This is a genomic window from Pseudomonas sp. P7759, assembly GCF_013386445.1.
Classification (GTDB): domain Bacteria; phylum Pseudomonadota; class Gammaproteobacteria; order Pseudomonadales; family Pseudomonadaceae; genus Aquipseudomonas; species Aquipseudomonas azotoformans_A.
Genome location: NZ_JACART010000053.1, coordinates 12,338 through 32,193, shown reverse-complemented (window position 1 = coordinate 32,193; position 19,856 = coordinate 12,338). Strand labels below are relative to the sequence as shown.

General features: G+C 62.7%; 19 protein-coding genes. 11 read left to right on the top strand and 8 right to left on the bottom strand.

Annotation, left to right across the window (positions count from 1 at the left end):
- The first annotated feature begins 34 nt into the window (after window positions 1-34).
- The gene (locus HX823_RS27705; RefSeq protein WP_177077750.1) at window positions 35-970 is read left to right on the top strand and encodes a LysR family transcriptional regulator; all 936 of its coding nucleotides are present in this window, start codon (window positions 35-37) and stop codon (window positions 968-970) included.
- Here the strand turns inward: HX823_RS27705 and HX823_RS27700 are convergent.
- Window positions 879-1,838, bottom strand: coding sequence for a LysR substrate-binding domain-containing protein (locus tag HX823_RS27700; RefSeq protein WP_177053797.1), 960 nt, complete (start codon window positions 1,836-1,838; stop codon window positions 879-881). The two genes, HX823_RS27705 and HX823_RS27700, sit on opposite strands and share 92 nt — an antisense overlap.
- 118 nt (window positions 1,839-1,956) lie before the next feature.
- Between HX823_RS27700 and HX823_RS27695 the strand changes: the two genes are divergently transcribed.
- Window positions 1,957-3,165, top strand: a complete 1,209-nt coding sequence (locus tag HX823_RS27695) for a cation:dicarboxylate symporter family transporter (RefSeq protein ID WP_038851578.1) — start codon at window positions 1,957-1,959, stop codon at window positions 3,163-3,165.
- Window positions 3,166-3,241: 76 nt separating this feature from the next.
- Here HX823_RS27695 and HX823_RS27690 read toward each other — a convergent pair whose 3' ends face one another.
- Window positions 3,242-4,855, bottom strand: coding sequence for an argininosuccinate lyase (locus HX823_RS27690; protein WP_038844272.1), 1,614 nt, complete (start codon window positions 4,853-4,855; stop codon window positions 3,242-3,244).
- A 209-nt stretch (window positions 4,856-5,064) separates the two neighbouring features.
- On the opposite strand from HX823_RS27690, the gene HX823_RS27685 reads away from it, so the two are divergent.
- The 3 genes from HX823_RS27685 (at window position 5,065) to HX823_RS27675 (ending at window position 8,647) form a co-directional block, all read left to right on the top strand.
- Window positions 5,065-5,988 carry a LysR family transcriptional regulator gene (locus HX823_RS27685; protein ID WP_038844270.1) on the top strand — a complete coding sequence of 308 codons (924 nt, stop codon included), beginning with the start codon at window positions 5,065-5,067 and terminating at the stop codon, window positions 5,986-5,988.
- Between the two features lie 92 nt (window positions 5,989-6,080).
- The gene (locus HX823_RS27680; protein ID WP_177077748.1) at window positions 6,081-6,536 is read left to right on the top strand and encodes a (2Fe-2S)-binding protein; all 456 of its coding nucleotides are present in this window, start codon (window positions 6,081-6,083) and stop codon (window positions 6,534-6,536) included.
- A complete protein-coding gene (locus tag HX823_RS27675) occupies window positions 6,533-8,647 on the top strand; it encodes a molybdopterin cofactor-binding domain-containing protein (protein WP_177077746.1) in 2,115 nt (704 codons plus the stop codon). The genes HX823_RS27680 and HX823_RS27675 overlap by 4 nt, the downstream gene beginning before the upstream one ends.
- A gap of 61 nt (window positions 8,648-8,708) precedes the next feature.
- Here the strand turns inward: HX823_RS27675 and HX823_RS27670 are convergent, their stop codons facing one another.
- Together HX823_RS27670 and HX823_RS27665 are read right to left on the bottom strand one after the other, a co-directional pair.
- On the bottom strand, window positions 8,709-9,176 hold the full coding sequence (locus HX823_RS27670; RefSeq protein ID WP_033896646.1) for a copper chaperone PCu(A)C: 468 nt from the start codon (window positions 9,174-9,176) through the stop codon (window positions 8,709-8,711).
- Window positions 9,176-9,784, bottom strand: a complete 609-nt coding sequence (locus HX823_RS27665; RefSeq protein ID WP_016976099.1) for an SCO family protein — start codon at window positions 9,782-9,784, stop codon at window positions 9,176-9,178. Before HX823_RS27665 ends, HX823_RS27670 begins: the two co-directional genes overlap by 1 nt.
- A 164-nt stretch (window positions 9,785-9,948) precedes the next feature.
- Between HX823_RS27665 and HX823_RS27660 the strand changes: the two genes are divergently transcribed.
- Both HX823_RS27660 and HX823_RS27655 read left to right on the top strand, forming a co-directional pair.
- Entirely contained in the window at window positions 9,949-10,332 is a 384-nt protein-coding gene (locus HX823_RS27660) for a DUF2946 domain-containing protein (RefSeq protein ID WP_033901858.1), read from the top strand.
- Between the two features lie 62 nt (window positions 10,333-10,394).
- Entirely contained in the window at window positions 10,395-10,940 is a 546-nt protein-coding gene (locus HX823_RS27655; RefSeq protein WP_177077744.1) for a putative natural product biosynthesis protein, read from the top strand.
- On the opposite strand, the gene HX823_RS27650 is transcribed toward HX823_RS27655, so the two are convergent.
- Window positions 10,915-11,829, bottom strand: a complete 915-nt coding sequence (locus tag HX823_RS27650) for an aromatic alcohol reductase (protein ID WP_177077742.1) — start codon at window positions 11,827-11,829, stop codon at window positions 10,915-10,917. The genes HX823_RS27655 and HX823_RS27650 overlap by 26 nt on opposite strands.
- A gap of 91 nt (window positions 11,830-11,920) precedes the next feature.
- Between HX823_RS27650 and HX823_RS27645 the strand changes: the two genes are divergently transcribed.
- The gene (locus HX823_RS27645; protein WP_177077740.1) at window positions 11,921-12,316 is read left to right on the top strand and encodes a helix-turn-helix domain-containing protein; all 396 of its coding nucleotides are present in this window, start codon (window positions 11,921-11,923) and stop codon (window positions 12,314-12,316) included.
- Here HX823_RS27645 and HX823_RS27640 read toward each other — a convergent pair whose 3' ends face one another.
- Window positions 12,317-13,198, bottom strand: coding sequence for a LysR family transcriptional regulator (locus HX823_RS27640; protein WP_177077738.1), 882 nt, complete (start codon window positions 13,196-13,198; stop codon window positions 12,317-12,319). It lies immediately after the preceding gene.
- A 154-nt stretch (window positions 13,199-13,352) separates the two neighbouring features.
- On the opposite strand from HX823_RS27640, the gene HX823_RS27635 reads away from it, so the two are divergent.
- The gene (locus tag HX823_RS27635) at window positions 13,353-14,375 is read left to right on the top strand and encodes an NAD(P)-dependent alcohol dehydrogenase (protein ID WP_177077736.1); all 1,023 of its coding nucleotides are present in this window, start codon (window positions 13,353-13,355) and stop codon (window positions 14,373-14,375) included.
- The gene (locus HX823_RS27630) at window positions 14,372-15,526 is read left to right on the top strand and encodes an MFS transporter (protein WP_177077734.1); all 1,155 of its coding nucleotides are present in this window, start codon (window positions 14,372-14,374) and stop codon (window positions 15,524-15,526) included. The genes HX823_RS27635 and HX823_RS27630 overlap by 4 nt, the downstream gene beginning before the upstream one ends.
- Here the strand turns inward: HX823_RS27630 and HX823_RS27625 are convergent, their stop codons facing one another.
- Together HX823_RS27625 and HX823_RS27620 are read right to left on the bottom strand one after the other, a co-directional pair.
- Complete coding sequence (locus HX823_RS27625) at window positions 15,527-16,270, bottom strand: SDR family NAD(P)-dependent oxidoreductase (RefSeq protein WP_038844250.1); 744 nt, start codon at window positions 16,268-16,270, stop codon at window positions 15,527-15,529.
- Window positions 16,271-16,415: 145 nt separating this feature from the next.
- Window positions 16,416-17,369 carry a LysR family transcriptional regulator gene (locus HX823_RS27620; protein WP_038844248.1) on the bottom strand — a complete coding sequence of 318 codons (954 nt, stop codon included), beginning with the start codon at window positions 17,367-17,369 and terminating at the stop codon, window positions 16,416-16,418.
- A gap of 271 nt (window positions 17,370-17,640) precedes the next feature.
- Between HX823_RS27620 and HX823_RS27615 the strand changes: the two genes are divergently transcribed.
- Window positions 17,641-19,728, top strand: coding sequence for an FUSC family protein (locus HX823_RS27615; RefSeq protein ID WP_256350285.1), 2,088 nt, complete (start codon window positions 17,641-17,643; stop codon window positions 19,726-19,728).
- Window positions 19,729-19,856: the final 128 nt, after the last annotated feature.

Below are 19,856 nucleotides of genomic sequence, written 5' to 3'. Positions count from 1 at the left end.
ATCACGGTAGGCTGATAGCAGTTGATTCAGAGTTATGCCAAACATGATATCCGACGCGTTTGAACCCTATTTGCTGCGTACTTTTGTTGCGGTGTGTCATCACGGCAGCCTCAGTGGCGCTGCGCAACAGGCGGGCAGGGCGCAATCGGCGCTGAGTGCGCAGATTCGCCGGCTGGAGGAGTTGCTCGGTCAACGCCTGCTGCGTCGCACTGGGCGTGGCGTAGTGCCGACCACTGAGGGCGAATTGTTGCTCAGCTATGCCACACGCATTCTGGCACTCGGCGAAACGGTGGCGACACGCTTGAAGGAACGTACGGTGATGGGCACGGTGCGCGTCGGCCTGTCGGAAGACATCGCCGTCTCAGCGTTGCCGGCTGCCCTGGGCCGTTTACGCCGTGCCAGCCCCCACGTGCACCTGGACATCACCGTGGACCACGGCGATGCCCTCGCTGAACGCTGGCACGATGGTTTGCTCGACGTGGCCGTCGGCGTGAGCTCGGTATTTGCCGCCGACCCCGTGCATACCTGGAACATGCCGCTGTATTGGGTGTGTGGGATCGATGATGAGATCGACCCGACGTCGGCGTTGGATGTGATCGTGTATGCCGAACCCTGCGCGTGGCGGCGCCTGATGTTCGACGCGTTGTTGGCCGCCGGCCGCGATTTTCGCGTGACCGTCACCAGCCCGAATATCGGCGTGATCATGGCTGCCGTGGAAAGCGGCCTGGGCGTCGCATTACTGCCGGCAGAAAATATTCGCCCGGACACCATGCGTGTGATCTCGCTGGGCCCCAGCGGCAGTCAGGCCTTGAGCGTCAATTACGGATTGTTCGCGGTACCACGTCAAACCGACAGTATTCGCGCAACGGTCGACTTGCTCAGCGAGAGTTTTCACCTGATGACGCAGCCAAGGCCAGGTGGCCTGATCCCTTGCGATACACCCCACCCAACTCCCGCGCCAACCCAATGAAATTCTGCAACGGCGCCGACGGATTGAACGTGCGTCGCACCAGCGTGATCGGCGCCAGCAGCTTGGGCCGTGCGTCTTTGATCCGGCAATACACCACGCTTTCGCGGTGCACATCGCGCATCGACGCCGGGACCACCGAGATGCCTTCGCCGGCGGCTACCAGGCTGACGTTGGTGAGCATGCGTTCCACTTCAAAGGCGATTTTCGGTTCGAAACCGGCGTTCTGGCAGGCCTTGATCAGGTTCGCGTACATCCCCGGTGCGCCAGGGCGACGTACCAGGATGAAGCGTTCATCCTTGAGGGCCGCGAGGGGGATGGCGCTGGCGGGGGTGTTCAGCAGCGGGTGGCCGATGGGCAAGGTCAGCAGCATTTCTTCATTGAGCAGGCGATGGAACGTCAGGCTCTGGTGCGTACTGACCGGCGCGCGCAGGATGCCGATGTCGATGCGTTTTTCGACACTGTCTTCGGTCACTTCGCGGGCGCTGCCTTCGTTGATCGACAACTCCACGCCGGGGTAGCGCTCGCGGTAGGCGCGGATGATCCGAGGGATCAGCGGATGGGCGGCGGCGGAGCTGGTGAAACCGATCACCAACGTGCCTTCGATACCCTGGGCGGCGCGGGAGGCTTTGAGCGAACCCTGTTCGACACGGGCGAGGATGATCCGCGCTTCATCGAGGAACACCAGGCCGCCGGCGGTGAGGTCGACGCCCTTGGGGTGGCGCTTGAACAGGTCGAACCCCAGTTCGGTTTCGAGGGCGCGGATCTGTTGGCTGAGGGGCGGTTGCTGCATGTTCAGGCGCGCGGCGGCACGGGTGAAATGTCGCTCTTCAGCCACCATGATGAAATAGCGTAAATGGCGAAGTTCCATGGTGGTATATCCCGTGACAAGACTTTATTATTTGCGGCCGGCAGCGACCGTGGCGCCCAATATGCCCAAAGCGGCAAGGGGCGACAATAACAATAAATAAAAACAGGCTGGAGTAACGATGCCGACCCGATACGCCAAGAACGGAACCCTGCCTATTCTGATTGCCATCATACTTGGCATGATGTTGGGCCTGGTTTATCCGAACCTGGCGATTGAGATGAAAGTGCTCAGCGACGCTTTTATCAAGATGGTCGGCTGGTTGATGCCCTTCCTGTTGTTTGTGCTGGTGTCCACCGGGGTCGCGGGTATCAAGCGCGAGCCGCATCACCGCCATGTCGTGCGGCGGATCATTGTGTATTTCCAATTGATGTCTTGTGCTGCGCTGATGCTCGGAATGGCCACCGGCTGGGTGTTCAACCTGGAACACAGCGCGTTGCCGACGCCACCCGTACTGCCGGAAAACTTCCTGCATGAGCTGTCGCTGCTGTCGGCTTCCTCGACGTTGTACCGCGTGTTTACCCAAAGCCTGGTCTTGCAAGTGATGTTTGCTGCGATGGTCTGCGGGTTGCTGCTGGGGCGGGGCAGTGCGCTCGGCAATCGCTGCCTGGGCTGGCTGGAAACGGCGGTGCAAGGTCTGTTCTACGTGTTGCGGATTATTCTCACGTTTGCCCCGTTGGCAGCGTTTGGGGCGATGGCCTTCGTGGTGGGTAAATACGGCGTGAGTTCAGTGTTGCCCCTGCTGAAGTTTGTCGTGGTTATTTATCTGGTCAGTGCACTGTTTGTGGTTTTAGTGTTCGCCACTATTACGCGTCTGGTCGGGGTGAAGTTATCCCGATTGATCGTGTATTTAAAAGAAGAGTTATTGCTGGTGACATTTACCGGCTCTTCAGTCGCCGCACTTCCAGGCTGCGTGAATAAACTTGAAGCACTGGGCTGCGACCGGCAATTAGTGCGCCTGGTATTGACCACCGGCTACACCTTCAACCTGGCCGGCACCAACCTGTACCTCACCACCGCGATCATGTTCCTGGCCCATATGGCCGGGGTCGAGATCGCCTTGCCGGAGTTGCTCGCGGTGCTGGTGATCTGCCTGGTGACGTCGCTGGGCTCTACCAGCGTGGCGGGTTCGGCGTTGTTCACCTTGATCGCGACCTTGAACATCCTGCAACTGGTGCCGCTGGAAGGGGTGGGGCTGCTGCTGGGGGTGGAACGCTTGATGAAGTGCCGCTCGTTGACCAATGTGCTGGGCAACTGCGTGGCGTGCCTGGCGATTTGTGGGTGGCAGCGATCGATTGATCGTGGGGTGTTGCAACGGGAGCTGTCATGAACTGGCTTTATGTAGTGAGCGGGCAAGCCCGCTCACCACAGTAGCAAAAGCAAACCGCAACATTGTGGACCGGGTGTTAGCCCTTGAGCTTATCGAACGCCTTATCGAGATTTTCTTCAGCGCCCTTGAGCTTCTCACGCCGCTCTTTCAACCACTGCTGATCGCCTTCCAGCGTCTTGCGCGCCTCCACCAGCATGCGCTTGACCTCCTGCGGCTGCGGCCCGCCCGTGCCTTTGCGCGTCTGCACCATGGTGGTTGGCGACAGCGCCGCACGGAAGCCGGCCTCGTCCAGCGGCAAGGTATTGGGCGTCCACTTGTATTTGTCCGCCGCCTGGCGATACAGCTTCTGCGCGTCGGCGTAGGGGAAGGTTTTCGGCGTGGTGCCGTTGCTGCGCGCTTCGGTGACGATCAGCGAGGCAAAGCTGTGGCCAATCCGGAACGGCACCTTGAACTGGCGCTCCAGGGTGTCGGCCAGCTCCATTGAGGTGGTCCATTCCGATTCCAGTTCTTCCAATGCGCGCTGCGGGTTGATCTGCAGCGCGTCGAGCACGGCATCCATGCTGTCGAACATTTCCTGGGTGGAACGGAACACGCCCAGGGAATCGAACGCGAATTTGTAGTCGGTCATGCCGGTGGTGACGTTGTGCGCGCGCAAGGTCACCGCCTGGGCCAGGCCGACCACATCCGAGGCGGTCTCGCGGGCACGCATCAGCAGGCCTGGGTTGCGTTTTTGCGGCATGGCGCTGCTGGTGTAAGTGGCTTCTTCATCCAGCAGCAGCCACGGGCGGATCTGGTGATACTGGGTGTGGATGTCGCCAATCATGGCGCCCACGCGAATCGCCGATGAGGACGCCAGGTTGGCTGCCTCGAGCGGAATGTCATAGGTCGACACCTGGCTGGAATCCAACGAATTCTCACGCACCCCATCAAAGCCCAGCAGCTCGGCCAAGCGCTCGCGGTTCAGCGGGTAGGCCGAGTTGGCCAGCACGGCGGTGCCCATCGGGCTTTTGTTCAGGCGTGTGTACAGCTCGCGGATGCGTTGGCCGTCTCGGTCGAACGCGGCCTCAAAGGCCAGCAGGTAATGCGCATAGCTGATCGGCATGGCCTGCACGCCGTTGGTGTAGGCCGGCACCAGGGTGTCGACGTTCTTGTCGGCAATGTTCAACAGGCGCAGGCGCGTGGCGTTGAGGGCTTCGCTGTAGGCCAGCACCTGGCTGCGCAGGGCGGCCAGGCGGTAAGTGGCGAGCATGTCCTGGCGACTGCGGCCGGAATGGATCAGCGAGGCCTCGGGACCGATCTTGTCGGTCATGATTTTTTCCAGTTGCAGCACATCGCTCGGGCGCGTGCCGCCGGGCTGGTCGGCCTGGGCAATCGCATAACGCACGCCGCCAGCGATCTTCTGGCCCATCTCGGGTTTCACAATGCCTTCTTCGGTGAGCATCACGATCGAGGCTTTGTTGATGCGGTTGAGCCAGGCGAATTGAGTCTGGGTGGGATCGCCTTTGGCTTTGCGCTCGGTTTGCGCACTGTCCGGCGTGGCGCCGACTTTTGCGGCCTGAGCGGCGCATTGTTCGGTGGTGGTGCAGGGCAGCTCGCCGGTGTTGGCCGCGTAGGCGCCAACACTGTTGAACAGGGCGAAAGCCACCGCCAGGTGCAGCAGGCTTTTTAGGGCGCGGGGGGATGAGTTCACAGGAATACCCGATTTATTGTTGGAATTGTGAGCCGTCAGGCTATCGAGTCTGTTTTCAGATTGAAAATATATAGTAAGTGTTGATGGCAGAGCTTTTAGGTATGGATACAGCATTGGATTGAATGCACTAGCCCTCTAATGCTGTTCAGGCTTTGAAGCCTGTCTTCACAATGCTTGTGCTATACCGTTCATTTTCTGCGGAACCCTTTATGCGCCAGGATCAACTCGACGGGCTGGTGACCTTCGTTTGCGTCGCTGAACATGCCAGCTTTTCGGCCGCCGCCGTGCGCCTGGGTGTGTCGCCGTCGGCGGTCAGCCAGGTCATTCGCAACCTGGAGCGGCGCCTGGGCGTTGCGTTGTTCAATCGCACCACCCGCAGTGTCAGCCTCACGGAAGCAGGTCTGGGCTTCCTGGCCAAGGTGCAACCGGCGGTCAGCGCCTTGGCGGCTGCGGCCCTGGAAGTCGGTGACAGCAGCGGCTCACCCTCAGGCTTGCTGCGTCTCAACGTGCCGCGCGCCGCGTACATGACCGTGCTGCAACCGGTGCTCGCGGCATTTCTGCAGGCGCACCCGCAGATTGACCTCGAACTGACGATGGAAAATGCCCTGGTGGACATCGTGCGCCTGGGCTATGACGCCGGTATCCGTTTTGGCGATTTCGTCGAGCAGGATATGGTCGCGGTCAAGGTCGGCCCCGCTCTGCGCATGCGTGTGATCGCATCACCGGCCTACCTGGCCCGGCACGACACACCGCAGCACCCCAGCGAATTGCTCCAGCACAACTGCATCACGTTTCGTGCGTCCAGCGGCGTGGTCGAGCGCTGGGACTTCGCCAGGGGCCTGGAAACCCTGCAACTGCCGGTGCGCGGGCGGATGATCGTCAACGACTCGTCGGCCCTGGTGCAAAGCGTGCTGGATGGCCTGGGCATCGGCTACATGATCAGTGGCCACATCGACCCCTTTATCGCCCGTGGTGAACTGGTCAGCCTGTTCGAGGACTGGTGCCCGGCCTTGCCCGGCTTCACCCTGTATTACTCCGATCGCCGTCGCGTGAGCCGCAAGCTGCGCGCACTGATCGACTTTCTGCGCGAGCCGTCCAGCCTCGCGCCGTCGCCACCACTGCAAGTACTTTAGTAAGTTTGCCTTCATAGCCTATGCGGGCTGGCGACGTTCTGTGCCGCACGGCGTGCTCCTAAGATGGTCCGTCCATCCTCAGGAGTTGTCCCATGGCCCAGACGCTGAATATCAATGGCACCCCGCACACCGTGGATGTCGACGACGACACGCCGCTGCTCTGGGTGTTGCGCGATGTGCTGGGCATGACCGGCACCAAGTTCGGTTGCGGCATGGCCCTGTGCGGCGCCTGCACGGTGCAGATGAATGGCACGCCGATCCGCGCGTGCGTGATGCCGGTGAGTGCGTTGGTAGGGGCCAGCATCACCACCATCGAAGCTATCGGCGAGACCCCCGCCGGCCAGAAGATCCAGGCCGCCTGGCGTGACTTGGAAGTGGTGCAATGCGGCTACTGCCAGTCCGGGCAGATCATGTCCGCCTCAGCGTTGTTGGCCGGCAACCCGAACCCCAGTGACAGCGATATCGACAACGCCATGGCCGGCAATATCTGCCGCTGCGGCACCTACGTGCGCATCCGTGCGGCGATCAAGCAGGCGGCCAGCGCATGATCACACGACGTGGTTTTCTCAAGGTCAGTGCCGCCAGCGGCGGTGGTTTGCTGCTGAGCCTGAGTTTGCCCATGGGGCAGGTTGTTGCGGATGAAACCGGGGTGTTTGCGCCGAATGCGTTTATCCGGATCGATCGCGACGGCCGGGTGACCTTCACCATCGCCCAGGTGGAAATGGGGCAGGGCACCTACACCTCGATCCCCGTGTTGATTGCCGAAGAGCTGGCAGTGCGCCTGGATCAGGTCACCCTCGAGCACGCCCCCGCGGATAACAAACGCTATGCCAACCCGTTGCTGGGTTTCCAGGTCACGGGCGGTTCCACCTCGGTACGCAGTGCCTGGACCCCTTTGCGTCAGGCCGGGGCCACTGCGCGCACCTTGCTGCTGGAGGCCGCCGCCTTGTACTGGAACGTGGCGCCAAGCCGTTGCAGCGCGCGCGAAGGCGTGGTCTATCACGCCGACAGCCAACGGCAACTGGCCTATGGCGAATTGGTGCAAAAGGCCGCGACCTTGCCGCTGCCGGACAAGGTCGAACTCAAGAGCGCCGAACACTTCCAACTGATCGGCCTGACCCGCCAGCGCACCGACTCGGCCAGCAAGGTCAACGGCACTGCCCGCTATGGCATCGATGCACGGCCTGAGGGCTTCAAGGTGGCCGCGATCCTGACCTGCCCGGTAATCGGCGGCACTCTGGTCAGCGTCGATGACCACGCCGCGCTGTCGGTGAAGGGCGTGCTGCAGGTGTTGCGTACCGACACTGCCGTGGCCGTGGTGGCCGAGCACATGGGCGCTGCGCGCAAGGCCCTGGCGCTGCTGAGTGTGCAGTGGAACGAAGGCATCAATGGCCAGTTCTCCACGGCGCAGATGCTCGCGGATATCGAACAGGCCTCCCAGGCGGCGGGTGCGGTGGTGAAGACCGTGGGCAACGCCGAACAGGCGTTGGCCGGCGCCAGCAAGATCCTGGAGGCCGTGTACGAAGTGCCGTTTCTGGCGCATGCGTGCATGGAGCCGGTGAACTGCACCGTGCATGTACGGCCCGATGGCTGTGACCTGTGGCTCGGCAGCCAGGTACCGGCGCGGGCCCAGGCGGTGGCGATGCAGCAGACGGGCCTGGCGGAAAACCAGGTGCAGGTACACAACCATTTGCTCGGCGGCGGCTTCGGTCGGCGCCTGGACGTGGACTTCGTGGCCCACGCCGTGGCCTTTGCCAAGCAAGTGACATTTCCCCTCAAAGTCATCTGGTCGCGTGAGGAAGACACCCGCCACAGCACCTTGCGTCCTTACCATTTCAACCACCTCAGCGCCGGGCTCGATGCCAGCGGCAAACCCACCGTGTGGACCCATAAAGTCACCGGCTCATCGATCCTCGCGCGCTGGTTGCCGGAGCGCTTCACCCATGGCATCGACGGTGATGCAATCCGCGACCCCAGCGGCCCCTATGACTTCGCCCATATCGGCGTGAACTACGTGCGCCACGAACCGCCCGCCGGCATTACCACGGGTTTCTGGCGGGGAGTGGGGCATACCCAGAATGTGTTTATGGTGGAAGGTTTCATCGACGAACTGGCCTATCTGGCTGGGCAGGATCCGATCGTCTATCGCCTGGCCCTGCTGGACAAACATCCGCGTGCGCGCAAGGTGCTGGAGGCCGTGGCGCAACACGCCCAATGGGGCGCGTCGCTGGCGCCAGGACGTGGTCGGGGGGTGGCATTGACCTTTTGTTTTGGCACCTACGCGGCGCAGGTGGCAGAAGTCAGTGTGGAGGCGGGCCAGGTGCGGGTGCACAAGGTCACCTGCGTGGTGGACTGCGGCCGTGCCATCGTGCCCGACAGCGTGGTCGCGCAGATGCAGGGTGGGGCAATCTTCGGCCTGACGGCGGCGTTGTTCGGCAACATCACCTTCAAGGATGGGCGAGTGGAACAGGCCAATTTCGACAGCTACCGCCTGCTGCGGATGAATGAAGCGCCGCTGATCGACACGTACCTGCTGGACAGCGAGGAAACACCGGGTGGGATTGGCGAGGTGTCGACGGTGACGATTGCTCCGGCGGTGGTGAACGCGGTGTTTGCGGCGACGGGCAAGCGCGTGCGCCGGTTGCCTATTGTTGTGTGACTGATTCGAGCAGGGCTTCTGTGGTGAGCGGGCTTGCCCGCTCACCACAGAAGCCTGTGCCTCAATGCATCTTGCTGTGGTCCATCCCATCTACGCCACGGGCCGGGGCCTTCACTTCAATCGCCTGCTTTTCGCCCTTGGCATTTTGTACGGTCAGGGTCAGCGGCACTTGGTCGCCTTCCTTGATCTGGCCGGTCAGGCCCATCAGCATTACGTGGTAGCCGTTGGGGTCGAGGGTCACGGCCTTGCCGGCGGGCAGGGCTACCGAGTCCACCGGGCCCATGCGCATGACGTCGTCCTTCATGCTCATTTCATGGATCTGCACGTCCTTGGCCACCGGCGAGGCCACGCTCAGCAGTTTGCTGTCAGTGTCGGCGGTGACGGTCATGAACGCGCCGCTCGACGGCTGGCCCGGCACGGTGGCGCGTACCCAGGCGTCGGTGACTTGCACCTGGGCACTGGCGTGGGCGGCGAGGCCCAGCAGGGTCATGCCGATGAGGGTGCGTTTGAGGTGTTGAACGGCAGTCATTAGCAGACCTCCATGACGGTGAGCAGGTCTTCTGCGCACTCTTTAGCGGTAAGGGATGCCTGCAGGCCCAGGCGCAGGTTGCCACGGGTGTCGAACACGAAACTGGTGGCGGTGTGGGACAGGGTGTAGGTGTCGCCGGCGGGGATCTTTTCATAAAAGATCCCGAACTCCTTGGCGGCCACGGCGATTTCTTCCGGGGTGCCGTACAGCGCTTCGAAGCTCGGATCGAAAGCCTTGACGTACTTGTCGAGAATCTCGGGGGTGTCGCGTTCCGGGTCCAGGGTGATGAACACCACCTGCATGATTTCGCCGTCGCGGCCCATCAGCTTCTTGGCCTGCGCAGCGCGCGCCAGGGTGGTCGGGCACACGGCCGGGCATTGGGTGAAACCGAAGAACACCACCGGCATCAGGCCACGGAACGAGCTCAAGGTGACGGTTTCGCCGTCGGTGTTCTTGAGCTTGAAAGTACGGCCCATGATCTTGTCGCTCAGGTCCTTGCCGTACTTGAAGTTCAGCTTGGGGCTGTAGTCACAGCCGCCCAGCAGGCTGCCCAGGCCCAGCAGGCCCATTCCGGTCAGCACTTTGCGGCGGGTGAATAAGGTACTCATCAACTGTGCATCCTGTGAAACGCCTGCATTGCTCTGGATCAATACGTCAGGCTTTGAGGGCGCCCAGTCTACCAACCCTGGGAAGTGCACGTAATCTGCGACGTTCTGCCACAGGGGCCTGCGACACTTCATCCTTGGGCGGCTCTGGTGGTAGAGTCGCCGCCATGAAATTGAGCCACCCCGACCGTTCCCTGATTGCCTGGGCCCTGTACTTCTGCGTGCTGATGAACCTGTTCGTCTGCGGTTTGGGGCATGGGCAGATGATGGGCCAGGAGTTGAATGGCATCGGCGGGGCGTTCTGTTCGGTGGACGGCAAGCCAGCGCCACTTTCCGACAAAGGGTTAGGCAGCCCGTCTTCCAGCAACATCTCGAACTACTTTGCTTGCCCGGTCTGCAACGCCTTGACGGTCGCCCTGGTGTTTTTGGTCGGCCTGGCCTGGTTGCTCGGCCTGGGACAAACCCCGCGCCCGGCTCATGAGCGGCGCAACAAGGCGCCGCCGCGTTATTCCTGGCCGTCGGCCAACCCCCGCGCTTCCCCCGCATTCTGACGTATGCCTTGGGCCTCCCGTGATCGGGTGGCATTCCCTCGTCATGACTGTGAGTGCGTTTTATGAACCACCTGTTGCCCGCAGGCGCCAGCCGCCTGGTCAGCAAGACGTCCCGCCGCCTGCACGCGGAACCGGCGCCGCCTGAATACCCGAGTAATTCCCGCAACTTCGTGCACCTGGATGCGCGGTTGTTGCCGTATTGGCACACCCTGTTCGATATCTGCCCGGCGCTGCTCAAGCTGGATCCGCCTGAAGGATTGAACCTGTTCCGCAGCTTTATGACCTGGGCTTATCGCCATCGGCCGCCACTGGATTGGACCTATCACCTGAATGTCTGCCGTTGGCTGCTGGGCTCGCCGTATCGGGCGCAGATCGACGACGAACCGATCGAGGCGTTCATGGCGGCGGCTGCCGCGCGCTGGGTCAATACGGACGCAAGCCAGGCCCAGGGAGTGGCCCTGGCCTGGCAGGCGTCACGGGTTGTCGATTGGAAAGCCCCCCGCTTTTTCGGGGCCGAACCGCAGGCGTTACCGCCGTCTCCTTGGGATTTCGCCTGGTGCCCGTTAACGGCGCGCGGTGGTTTCAGTGGGTGGTTGTCGGTGCCTTGAGGTGCTGTCGGATCCATTGCTCGACGCCTGTCACCGCAATGCGCTGCCCGGCATTGAAGGTCACGGCGGGGTCCCAGGCCACGCCGTTACCCTGGGCGAATACGGCGCGGTACTTCTTCAGGTTGTCGTCGGGGTCCTGGGCCAATTCTGCCAGCAACCTTGGCACCGACCAGGCTTCGCGCTGGAGTTGCAGGCCGAGGGTGGCGTCCACGGTGTCCGCCAATTGCCCATAAGTCAGGGTGTCGCCGGCGGTGAACACCACCTGATTGCTCAGCGCCGGTTCGGCCAGCACGATGCGTGCGGTCAACCGGCCGATATCTTCCGGTGTGGTGACTGTGACGGCGGTGTCCCAGTCGCCCAGGGCATGCACGCGGTTTTGCGCCAGGTCGACTACGCCAAATGACGGCTCGAACAGAAAACTGGTGAACATGCCGGTGGAGATGATCAGCCATTGCGTGGCCTGTTGCCCGCGCAGCAGGTCGCGCACATCCAGTTGTTCGTCGAACGTGTCTTGCGGGCTGCCGCGACCGATCACGTCGTAATCCACGCCGAATTGCCACGGCACATAGCGCTGCACGCCGCCTTCAATGGCCGCGCGTGCCAGCTTGCGTTGGGTGCCGGGGCCGGCGGCGAAACCGGTGCAGCAGATCACAGTGTGGAAAGGCGCAAACCGTTCGGCGAGCGCACCTTGGCTATCGTTCTGTAGATCACCGGCGACCAGTTCAATACCGCGCTCACGCAGGGTGTTGGCCGCCGCCGAGTGCAGGCTGGCGGGGCGCAGCAGTACAGCGATGCGTGTGGTGCGGGGCTCGGCCAGCTCGGCCAGTGCGTGCAACACGGCCATGCCCAGTTCGCCGGCACCGAGTACCAGGAGAGAAGAGGGGGTCATAGGAGGCTCCGTCTGTGTGGAAAGTCGTGGCATGCTTGCAGAATTAATCGCTGCGCATAAGAAGGCACACCCGTGATACCGAGGCTCTTCCATGGATAACGACGAGATCATCCGCCGCTCGCAAGCCGCCTGCGACGCCCTCAGCGCCGACGACGATGGCCTCAAGCGCGAGGTGCTGACTCACGCGGGAAACCGCTGGTCCTTGGGCATCGTGCATGTGTTGGGGGTGAGCGGGTGCCTGCGTCACGCCGAGATCGGCCGGCGCATGCAGGGCGTGACCCAACGCATGCTGACCCGCACCTTGCGCCAGCTGGAACGTGACGGTTTAGTGCTGCGCCATGACTTTCGCGAAGTACCACCCAGGGTCGAATACGAGCTGTCGAGCCTGGGTACGGAACTGCTGGTGCATATGATCCCGTTGTGGACCTGGGTGGTGGAGAAGGGCGATGAATTCCGCCGTGCGCGTGAGCGGTTTGATCACGCCTGATCAGGCAAACAGCCGCGCCTTGAGAACGTCGATAAACACGCGCAGCTTGGGCGACGGGTGCCGGCTCGATGGCCACATCATGCGAAAGCTGCCGCGTTCGGTGCAGTCGTGCAGCACCTGCACCAATTCGCCGCTTTCGAGCCATTCACGTATGGCAAAGTCAGGCAAGTAAGCGAGGCCAATGCCCTGGCGCGCAAAGCACACCCTGGCTTCAAGGTTGTTGCAGGTCATCGCGGCGGGCAACTGCATATCCAGCTCGACGCCGTCCTGGCGCAGCGGCCAGCGTTGCAACTTGCCGGTATTGGGGAAGCGGAACAGGATGCAGCTGTGCGCGGCCAGGTCACTCGGTTGCCCAGGCGTGCCTCGGCTGGCGAGGTAGGCTGGGGCTGCCACGACGATCATCCGGTAGTCCCCGACCAGCCGTGAGCTCAAGCGCGAGTCCGGCGCTTCGCCGCTGCGCAGCACCGCGTCGTAGCCGTCTTCCACCACGTCCACGCGGCGGTCGGTGAAGCTCAGGTCCAACTCGACGTCGGGATAGTCCTTCTTGAAGTCGGCCAGTACCGGCAGAAACGGATGACCCACCAGCGGCAGGCTGACCTTGAGACGGCCACGGGGCGCCTGGCTGACCTGGGACAACTCCGCCTCGGCTTCCTCGATCTCCAGCAGGATGCGCCGGCTTCGCTCCAGGAACAGTTCGCCCTCGGCGGTCAGGGTCACGCTGCGCGTACTGCGGTGAAACAGCCTGACGCCCAGGCGTTCCTCCAGCCGCGCCACGCTTTTGCCGACCGCCGATGCAGTAACGCCCAGCACACGCCCGGCGCCGACAAAACTGTGGGTGTGGGCGACCTGCACAAAGGCATTCAGGGTGGTGAGGCTGTCCATCGATGCACCGATTGGCGACGGGAAGTGCCGCTACCCTAGCGCAATTGCCGGCATTGCGGAATGAAAGCTCCGCAGACACAGGAACTGCCCCCTACTTAATCCCGTGAAGCGCGGTTCTTATCCTTGCGCCAAATCCTTCACGAGAGACTTGAACATGACCGACATGATGCAGCGCTGGGAAATCCCGAGCTTTGGTCTTCACACCTTGCACCTGGCCCGCGTGCCGCGACCGGTCGCAAAAGCCGGGGAAGTGCTGGTGCGCGTTGCGGCGGTATCGCTCAACTACCGTGATGCCGAAGTGGCGGAAAACGGCATGGGCGCCAGCGTGCAATTTCCCTTCACCCCGGCCTCGGACATGACGGGCACGGTGATGGCGGTGGGCGAGGGCGTGCAGCGTTTCAGCGTGGGCGACCAGGTGCTGTCGAGCTTCTTTGCCGGCTGGGTCGATGGCCAGCCCTTGTCCTGGACCGAGGCACCGCCACAAGGCGGTCCGATCCCCGGCATGCTCGCTGAGTATGTGGCCACACCCGCCGAGTGGTGCGTCCTGGCGCCACGCTCGCTGAGCGCCGCGCAGGCCAGTACCTTGCCGGTGGCGGGGTTGACGGCCTGGATGGCCCTGGTTGAACTCGGCCACCTGCACGCCGGCCAGACCGTCGTGGTGCAAGGCACCGGCGGCGTGTCGCTGTTTGCCGTGCAACTGGCGGCGGTCCACGGCGCCCGCGTGATCATCACCAGCAGCAGCGATGACAAAATTGCGCGTGCCGTTGGGTTGGGCGCGACCCATGGCATCCACCGTGGGCGCGTGCCGGACTGGCACACCTCGGTGCTGGAACTCACCGGCGGACGCGGCGCCGAGCATGTGCTGGAAATGGCCGGCGGCGACAACCTGGCGCGCTCACTGCAAGCGGTGGCCAACGGCGGGCGTATCTCGGTGATCGGCTTGCTGGAGAGTGACCAGTTGAGCGCGCCGCTGATGAGCCTGCTGGCCAAGCGCGCATCCATCGTCGGTGTGGCCGTGGGCCCGCGCCGCGCCCTTGAAGACCTGATCCGCATGGTGGATCGACACACCCTTGCCCCGGTGATCGACCACACCTACCGGTTTACCGAGGTGCCTCAAGCCTTCACTCATTTGAAGCGTGGCGCTTTCGGCAAAGTGGTGATCGAGGTCAGCCCGTGATCTACCTCATTCTTGGGTTGTTCGGCCTGTACACGTTGGAATTTGGCGTGGTGGGCATTTTGCCGATGATCGTCGAGCGTTTCGGTATCAGCGTGTCCCAGGCGGGGTGGTTGATGGGCTTGTTTGCGTTGATCGTCGCGGTGCTGGGGCCGTTCCTGGTGTTGCTGGCCTCGCGTCTGGCGCGCAAGAAGATCCTGGTGGGGGCGTTGCTGGGCTTCTCGGTGTGCAGTGTGTTGTCGGCGTTTGCGCCGAACTTCGAAACGCTGATGGCGCTGCGCGTGATCCCGGCCATGCTGCACCCGGTGTTTTTTGCTGCGGCATTTTCCACGGCGGTCTCGCTGTACCCCAAGGAGCGCGCTGCCCATGCCACGGCCCTGGCGGTAGTGGGTACCACCCTCGGGCTGGTGCTGGGCGTGCCGTTGACTACCTGGGTGGGCGCGCGTATTTCCTATGAAGCCTCGTTCTATTTTTGTGCACTGGCCACGGCAGTGGCGGCGTTGGGTGTGTTGATCAAACTGCCCGATCATCCGCGCGCGGCGCCGTTGAGTTTCGGCAAGCAACTGGCCGTGCTGCGCAGCCTCTCGGTGTGGCTGGCGATCATTGCCACCGTGCTGGTATTCAGCACGATGTTTTCGGTGTACAGCTACGCCGCCGAATACCTCAAGACCCAGGTTGGCATGGACGGCCAGACCATCAGCCTGATGCTGGTGATCTTTGGCATCGGCGGTGTGGTCGGTAATCTGCTGGTGGGGCGTTTGCTCAGTCGACACCTGGTGGTGACGGCCGTGGGGTATCCGGTGGTGTTGGCGGTGGCGTACCTGGTGTTGTATGGGTTTGGCAGCCTGTCGTGGGGGTCGATGAGTGTGATCGTGTTGCTCTGGGGCGCGGCGCATACCTGCGGCCTGGTCGTCACGCAAGTCTGGCTCACGTCTTCGGCACCCCAGGCGCATGAGTTCGCGACCAGCCTTTACGTGTCGTCGGCGAATGCCGGCGTGGTGATCGGCGCCTCCATGGGCGGTCTGTTCATCAATGCCTTCGGCACCACCGGGGTGATTGGCTGCGGGTTGGTCTTTGCCGGGTTGTCGCTGCTGGTGATTGCCTGGAAGGCCCTGGCATTCGGCGATGCCAAGGGCCTGCCTGCACGGGCGTGATCAGCGCAAGGTATACCCGCCGTCCACTACCCAGTCCTGGCCGAATACGCTGCGTGCGCCTTGGCTCAGCTGGAACAGGATCACATCGGCCACCGCGCCGGGTTCCAGGAACTGCCCGTCGAGCAGCCGTGCGTTGACGGTCTTCGCCACGGAGCCGAGTGACTCGTCATTGAGCCCCAGCGTGCTCCAGATCGGGGTGGCGGTCGGGCCGGGCGAGACCATGTTCAGCCGAATGCCGTGGGGCGCCAGCTCCACCGCAAGGGTGCGAACCTGGGCCCGCAGCGCGGCTTTTGAGGCAATGTAGGCGGCCAATCCGGGGAAGGTCACCCGCTCCAGGAACGTCCCGATGAACACGACCGACGCCTGCGCTGCCAACTGCCCGCGCAGACTGCCCAGGGTGTTCAGCGCGCCGGCCCCGTTGACCGCCCATTGTCGGTCAAACGCCGCCAGGTCGAGCCCGTCGGCCAGCTGTGCAATCCCCGCGTTTGGCACCAGGCAATCCACCGGGCCGATCGATGCTGCCAATTGCGCCAGGCGTGCCAGGTCGGCAGCCTCGGTGACATCGCCGCTGAGCCACGACAACTGCTCGCTAAACGTCTCGGCCAGCTCGCCGAGCCCACCCCATTGACGCGACATCGCCACCACCTTCGCACCGCGTTCGAGCAGGCGCTGGGTCACGGCCAGGCCGATACCGGAACTGGCGCCGGTGACGACGGCAAGGCGTTGGTTGAATTCATTGCTCATGGTGATCTCTCTGTGGGTGTCGAAGATTCACTTCACACCCATCAGGAACCATGCCAGCTAATAACTGTAAATAAATCAAGTGGATAGTGAGTTCCAGGTCATTTTGACCACAACGTTTTGTAGTCGCAATGACGAGCTGTAGTCGTTATGACTCGACGACGCTGAGCGGTGCGCGGGTTTTCAGCACGGCCTTATGGTCAGCGAGCACTTCCGGCAGGGAACTGCGCAGGTATTCCACCCAGGTCTTGATCTTGGCATCCAGGTAATGCCGGGAAGGGTAGATGGCGTACAGGCTGAGTTCTTCCAGGCGGTAGTCGGGCAGTACGCGGACCAGGCTGCCGCTGCGCAGTCCCTTGATCGCGGCGTGCACCGGCAGAATGCCGATACCCATGTCATTGCTGATCGCGGTTTTCATCGCGTCGACCGAGTCCACCAGGAACGGCGAGTGGGTGATGATGACGTTTTCCTTGCCGTTGGGACCGTCGAACGTCCAGTCCTCCAGGGGGATCACGGGGCTGACCAGGCGCAGGCAGGCGTGGTCGAGCAGGTCCTTGGGAACTTGCGCGATACCGTGGTTTTTCACGTAGGAAGGCGATGCGCAGACGATGCTGTAGGTCGTCCCGAGTTTTTGCGAAACATGGCTGGAGTCCGGCAAGTCGATGGCCAGCACGATGGACACGTCGAAACCCTCGTGCACCAGGTCGGGCGTACGGTTGCTCATGCTCAGGTTGAAGGTCACGTCCGGGTAGTGTTGGCGGTAACGGGCAATGGCGTCCACGACGTAATGCTGGCCGATGCCCGTCATCGAATGCACCTTGAGCTGGCCGATGGGACGGGTGTGGGCATCGCCGGCTTCCACTTCGGCTTCTTCGATCGAATGCAGGATCTGCTCGCACCGCAGCAGGTAGCGTTGCCCGGATTCGGTGAGGGCAATGCGGCGCGTGGTGCGATTGAACAGGCGCGTGCGCAGGTGGGCCTCCAGGTTGGAGATGGAGCGCGAAACGTGGGTGGTGTTGGTCTTCAGGCGCAAGGCCGCGCTGGTGAAACTGCCGGCTTCGGCGACGCAACGGAAGATGCGCATGTTCTGCAGAATGTCCATCGGGGCTTACCAGGGATGACGAGTTTTTCCAGTGTGACATGAAGACGCTGGGCGCTGTAAACGCTATTTATTGTGGAGTTTTGCGTAACAGTCATTCACGTTCTGGATGACTTACCGACCCTGGCACAACTGCCTAAAGTCGCCGGCCTTGTGTGCCAGCCAGCTTGTCGGGAGTCGTCTTTTCGTGCCATCACTCACTGAGTTTCCGCGCTGGCTCACAGCGCTGCCCTGGCGTCGGGGTTTCCTGGAATGGGCGCGCACCGATGGGGTGATGTGGGTCTACCTGTTCAAGGTGCTGATCGCGTCGTACCTCGCGTTGTGGCTGGCGATGCGCCTGGAATTGCCACAGCCCAGCACCGCGATTACCACGGTGTTTATCGTGATGCAGCCGTTCAGCGGGCATGTCCTGGCCAAGAGCGTTTATCGCGTAATCGGCACCTTGGTGGGGTCGGCGTTCATGGTGCTGTTGATGGCCCTGTTTGCCCAAAGCACCGAGCTGTTCCTGACTGGCCTGGCATTGTGGGTGGGCGTGTGTTCGTGTGGCGCGGCGCGCAATCGTCACTTTCGTGCCTACGGGTTTGTGCTGGCGGGGTACACGGCGGTCATGGTCGGCTTGCCGGTGGTGGGGCACCCGGAACAGGTGTTCATGGCAGCGGTCTGGCGTGTGCTGGAAATTACCCTCGGCGTGCTGTGCGCCACCCTGGTCAGCGCAACGCTGTTGCCCAATACGGCAGGCGCCGCCCTGCGCAATACCCTCTATCAACGCTTCGGCCGCTTCGCCGCATTTGTGCTGAGCGGGCTGCGCGGCAGCCACGACCAGGCGGCATTCGAGGCCACCAACCTGCGCTTCATTGCCGAAGCAGTGGGCCTGGAAGGGTTACGCAGCGTCAGCGTGTTCGAAGACCCTGCACTGCGCAGACGCAAGGGCCGGCTTGATCGCCTCAATGTCGAGTTCATGGCCATCACCACACGCTTCAACGCGCTGCATCAGTTGCTGGACCGCTTGCAGGTGCGCGGTGCCACGGCAGTGCTGAACGCCGTCGACCCAGGCCTGGTTGCGTTGGTCAAGGTGCTGGAGCCGTTCGCTGGCCAGGTGCTGACGGACCTGGATGCGGCGCACCTGTCGGCACGGCTGCAACGCTACACGCAGGGGTTGCCGATGCAGATCCGCCACCTGCGCGCCGAGCTGTTGCGCGCCCATCCCCACGCCGACGATTGGCTGGACTTTCACACGGCGTGCGAGCTGCTCTATCGCTTCGCCGACGAGTTGCACCGCTACGCCCAGACCCATGCATCCCTGGCCGACCATCAGCCCGTGCGTGAGCGCTGGGCCGAGCCCTTCCAACCCCAGACCAATTGGCTGGCGGCGCTTGCGGCAGGCCTGCGTGCAGCGCTGGTATTGCTGGTGTTGTGTGCCCTGTGGATCGCCACCGCCTGGCCCAGCGGCGCGGCGATGACCCTGGTGTCTGCACTGACGGTGGGGCTGTCGGCGTTCTCCACCAACCCCCGGCGGATGTCATTCCAGATTGCCTGCGGGACGCTGGCAGCGGCGGTGATCGGCATTTTCGAAGTGTTCTTCGTCTACCCGCAGATCGATGGGTTCCCCTTGCTGTGCCTGGTGATTGCGCCGGTGATCATGCTCGGTTCGTTTCTGCTGGCCAAGCCGCAATGGGCGGGCTACGGCCTGGGCATGCTGGTGTTTTTCGGCACCAGTTCGATACCCGGCAACCCCACGCTCTACAACCCTTATGGCCTGATCAACGACTACCTCGCCATGGTGTTTGGCATGCTGGTGTGCGCGGCAGCCGGGGCGATCATCCTGCCGCCCAACAGCCCGTGGTTGTGGCGTCGGCTGGAACAGGACCTGCGTCGTCGCGTCGTGTTCGCCATCAACGCGCCTTTGCCGGCGCTGGGCTCAGGCTTCGAAAGCGGCACGCGTGATCTGTTGAACCAGGCCCATGGCTTGTCGGCCGGCCAGCCCCAGGTGCAACACCGCCTGCTGCGCTGGACCTTTGTGGTGCTGGACGTGGGCCACGCGATTATCGAGCTGCGCCGCGAACAGGCGCAGCTGCCGACGCTGGCCTGCTACGCCGAGTCTACTGCCTGGCGCCAAGCGGTACGCGGCATGGGGCGGGCGTTGGTTCGCCTGTTCCTGAAACCGGAGCATAAGCCATGGCAGCGTGCATTGGCCGCGGTGGAACAGGCGATCGAGTGTGTGCAGCACAGCGTAGAACCCTTCGAGGCGCACTTCGAAACCTCGGCGTTACGCCGGGTGGAAAGCTATCTGCACTTCATCCGCACCTCGCTGCTGGATACACGCTCACCGTTCGCCGGATTGTTACCCAAACTGAAAAAGTGATTGGCAGTTTTGCCGGCTTTTTCCCTGTGCCCCAACCCTATACCGTGCGCGCTCCCGCTGAATGCCGCAGCACCTGGCCGACAAAAAAACAGGGCGCAGGCGGGATCGCCTCAATCACTTCTCGGAGC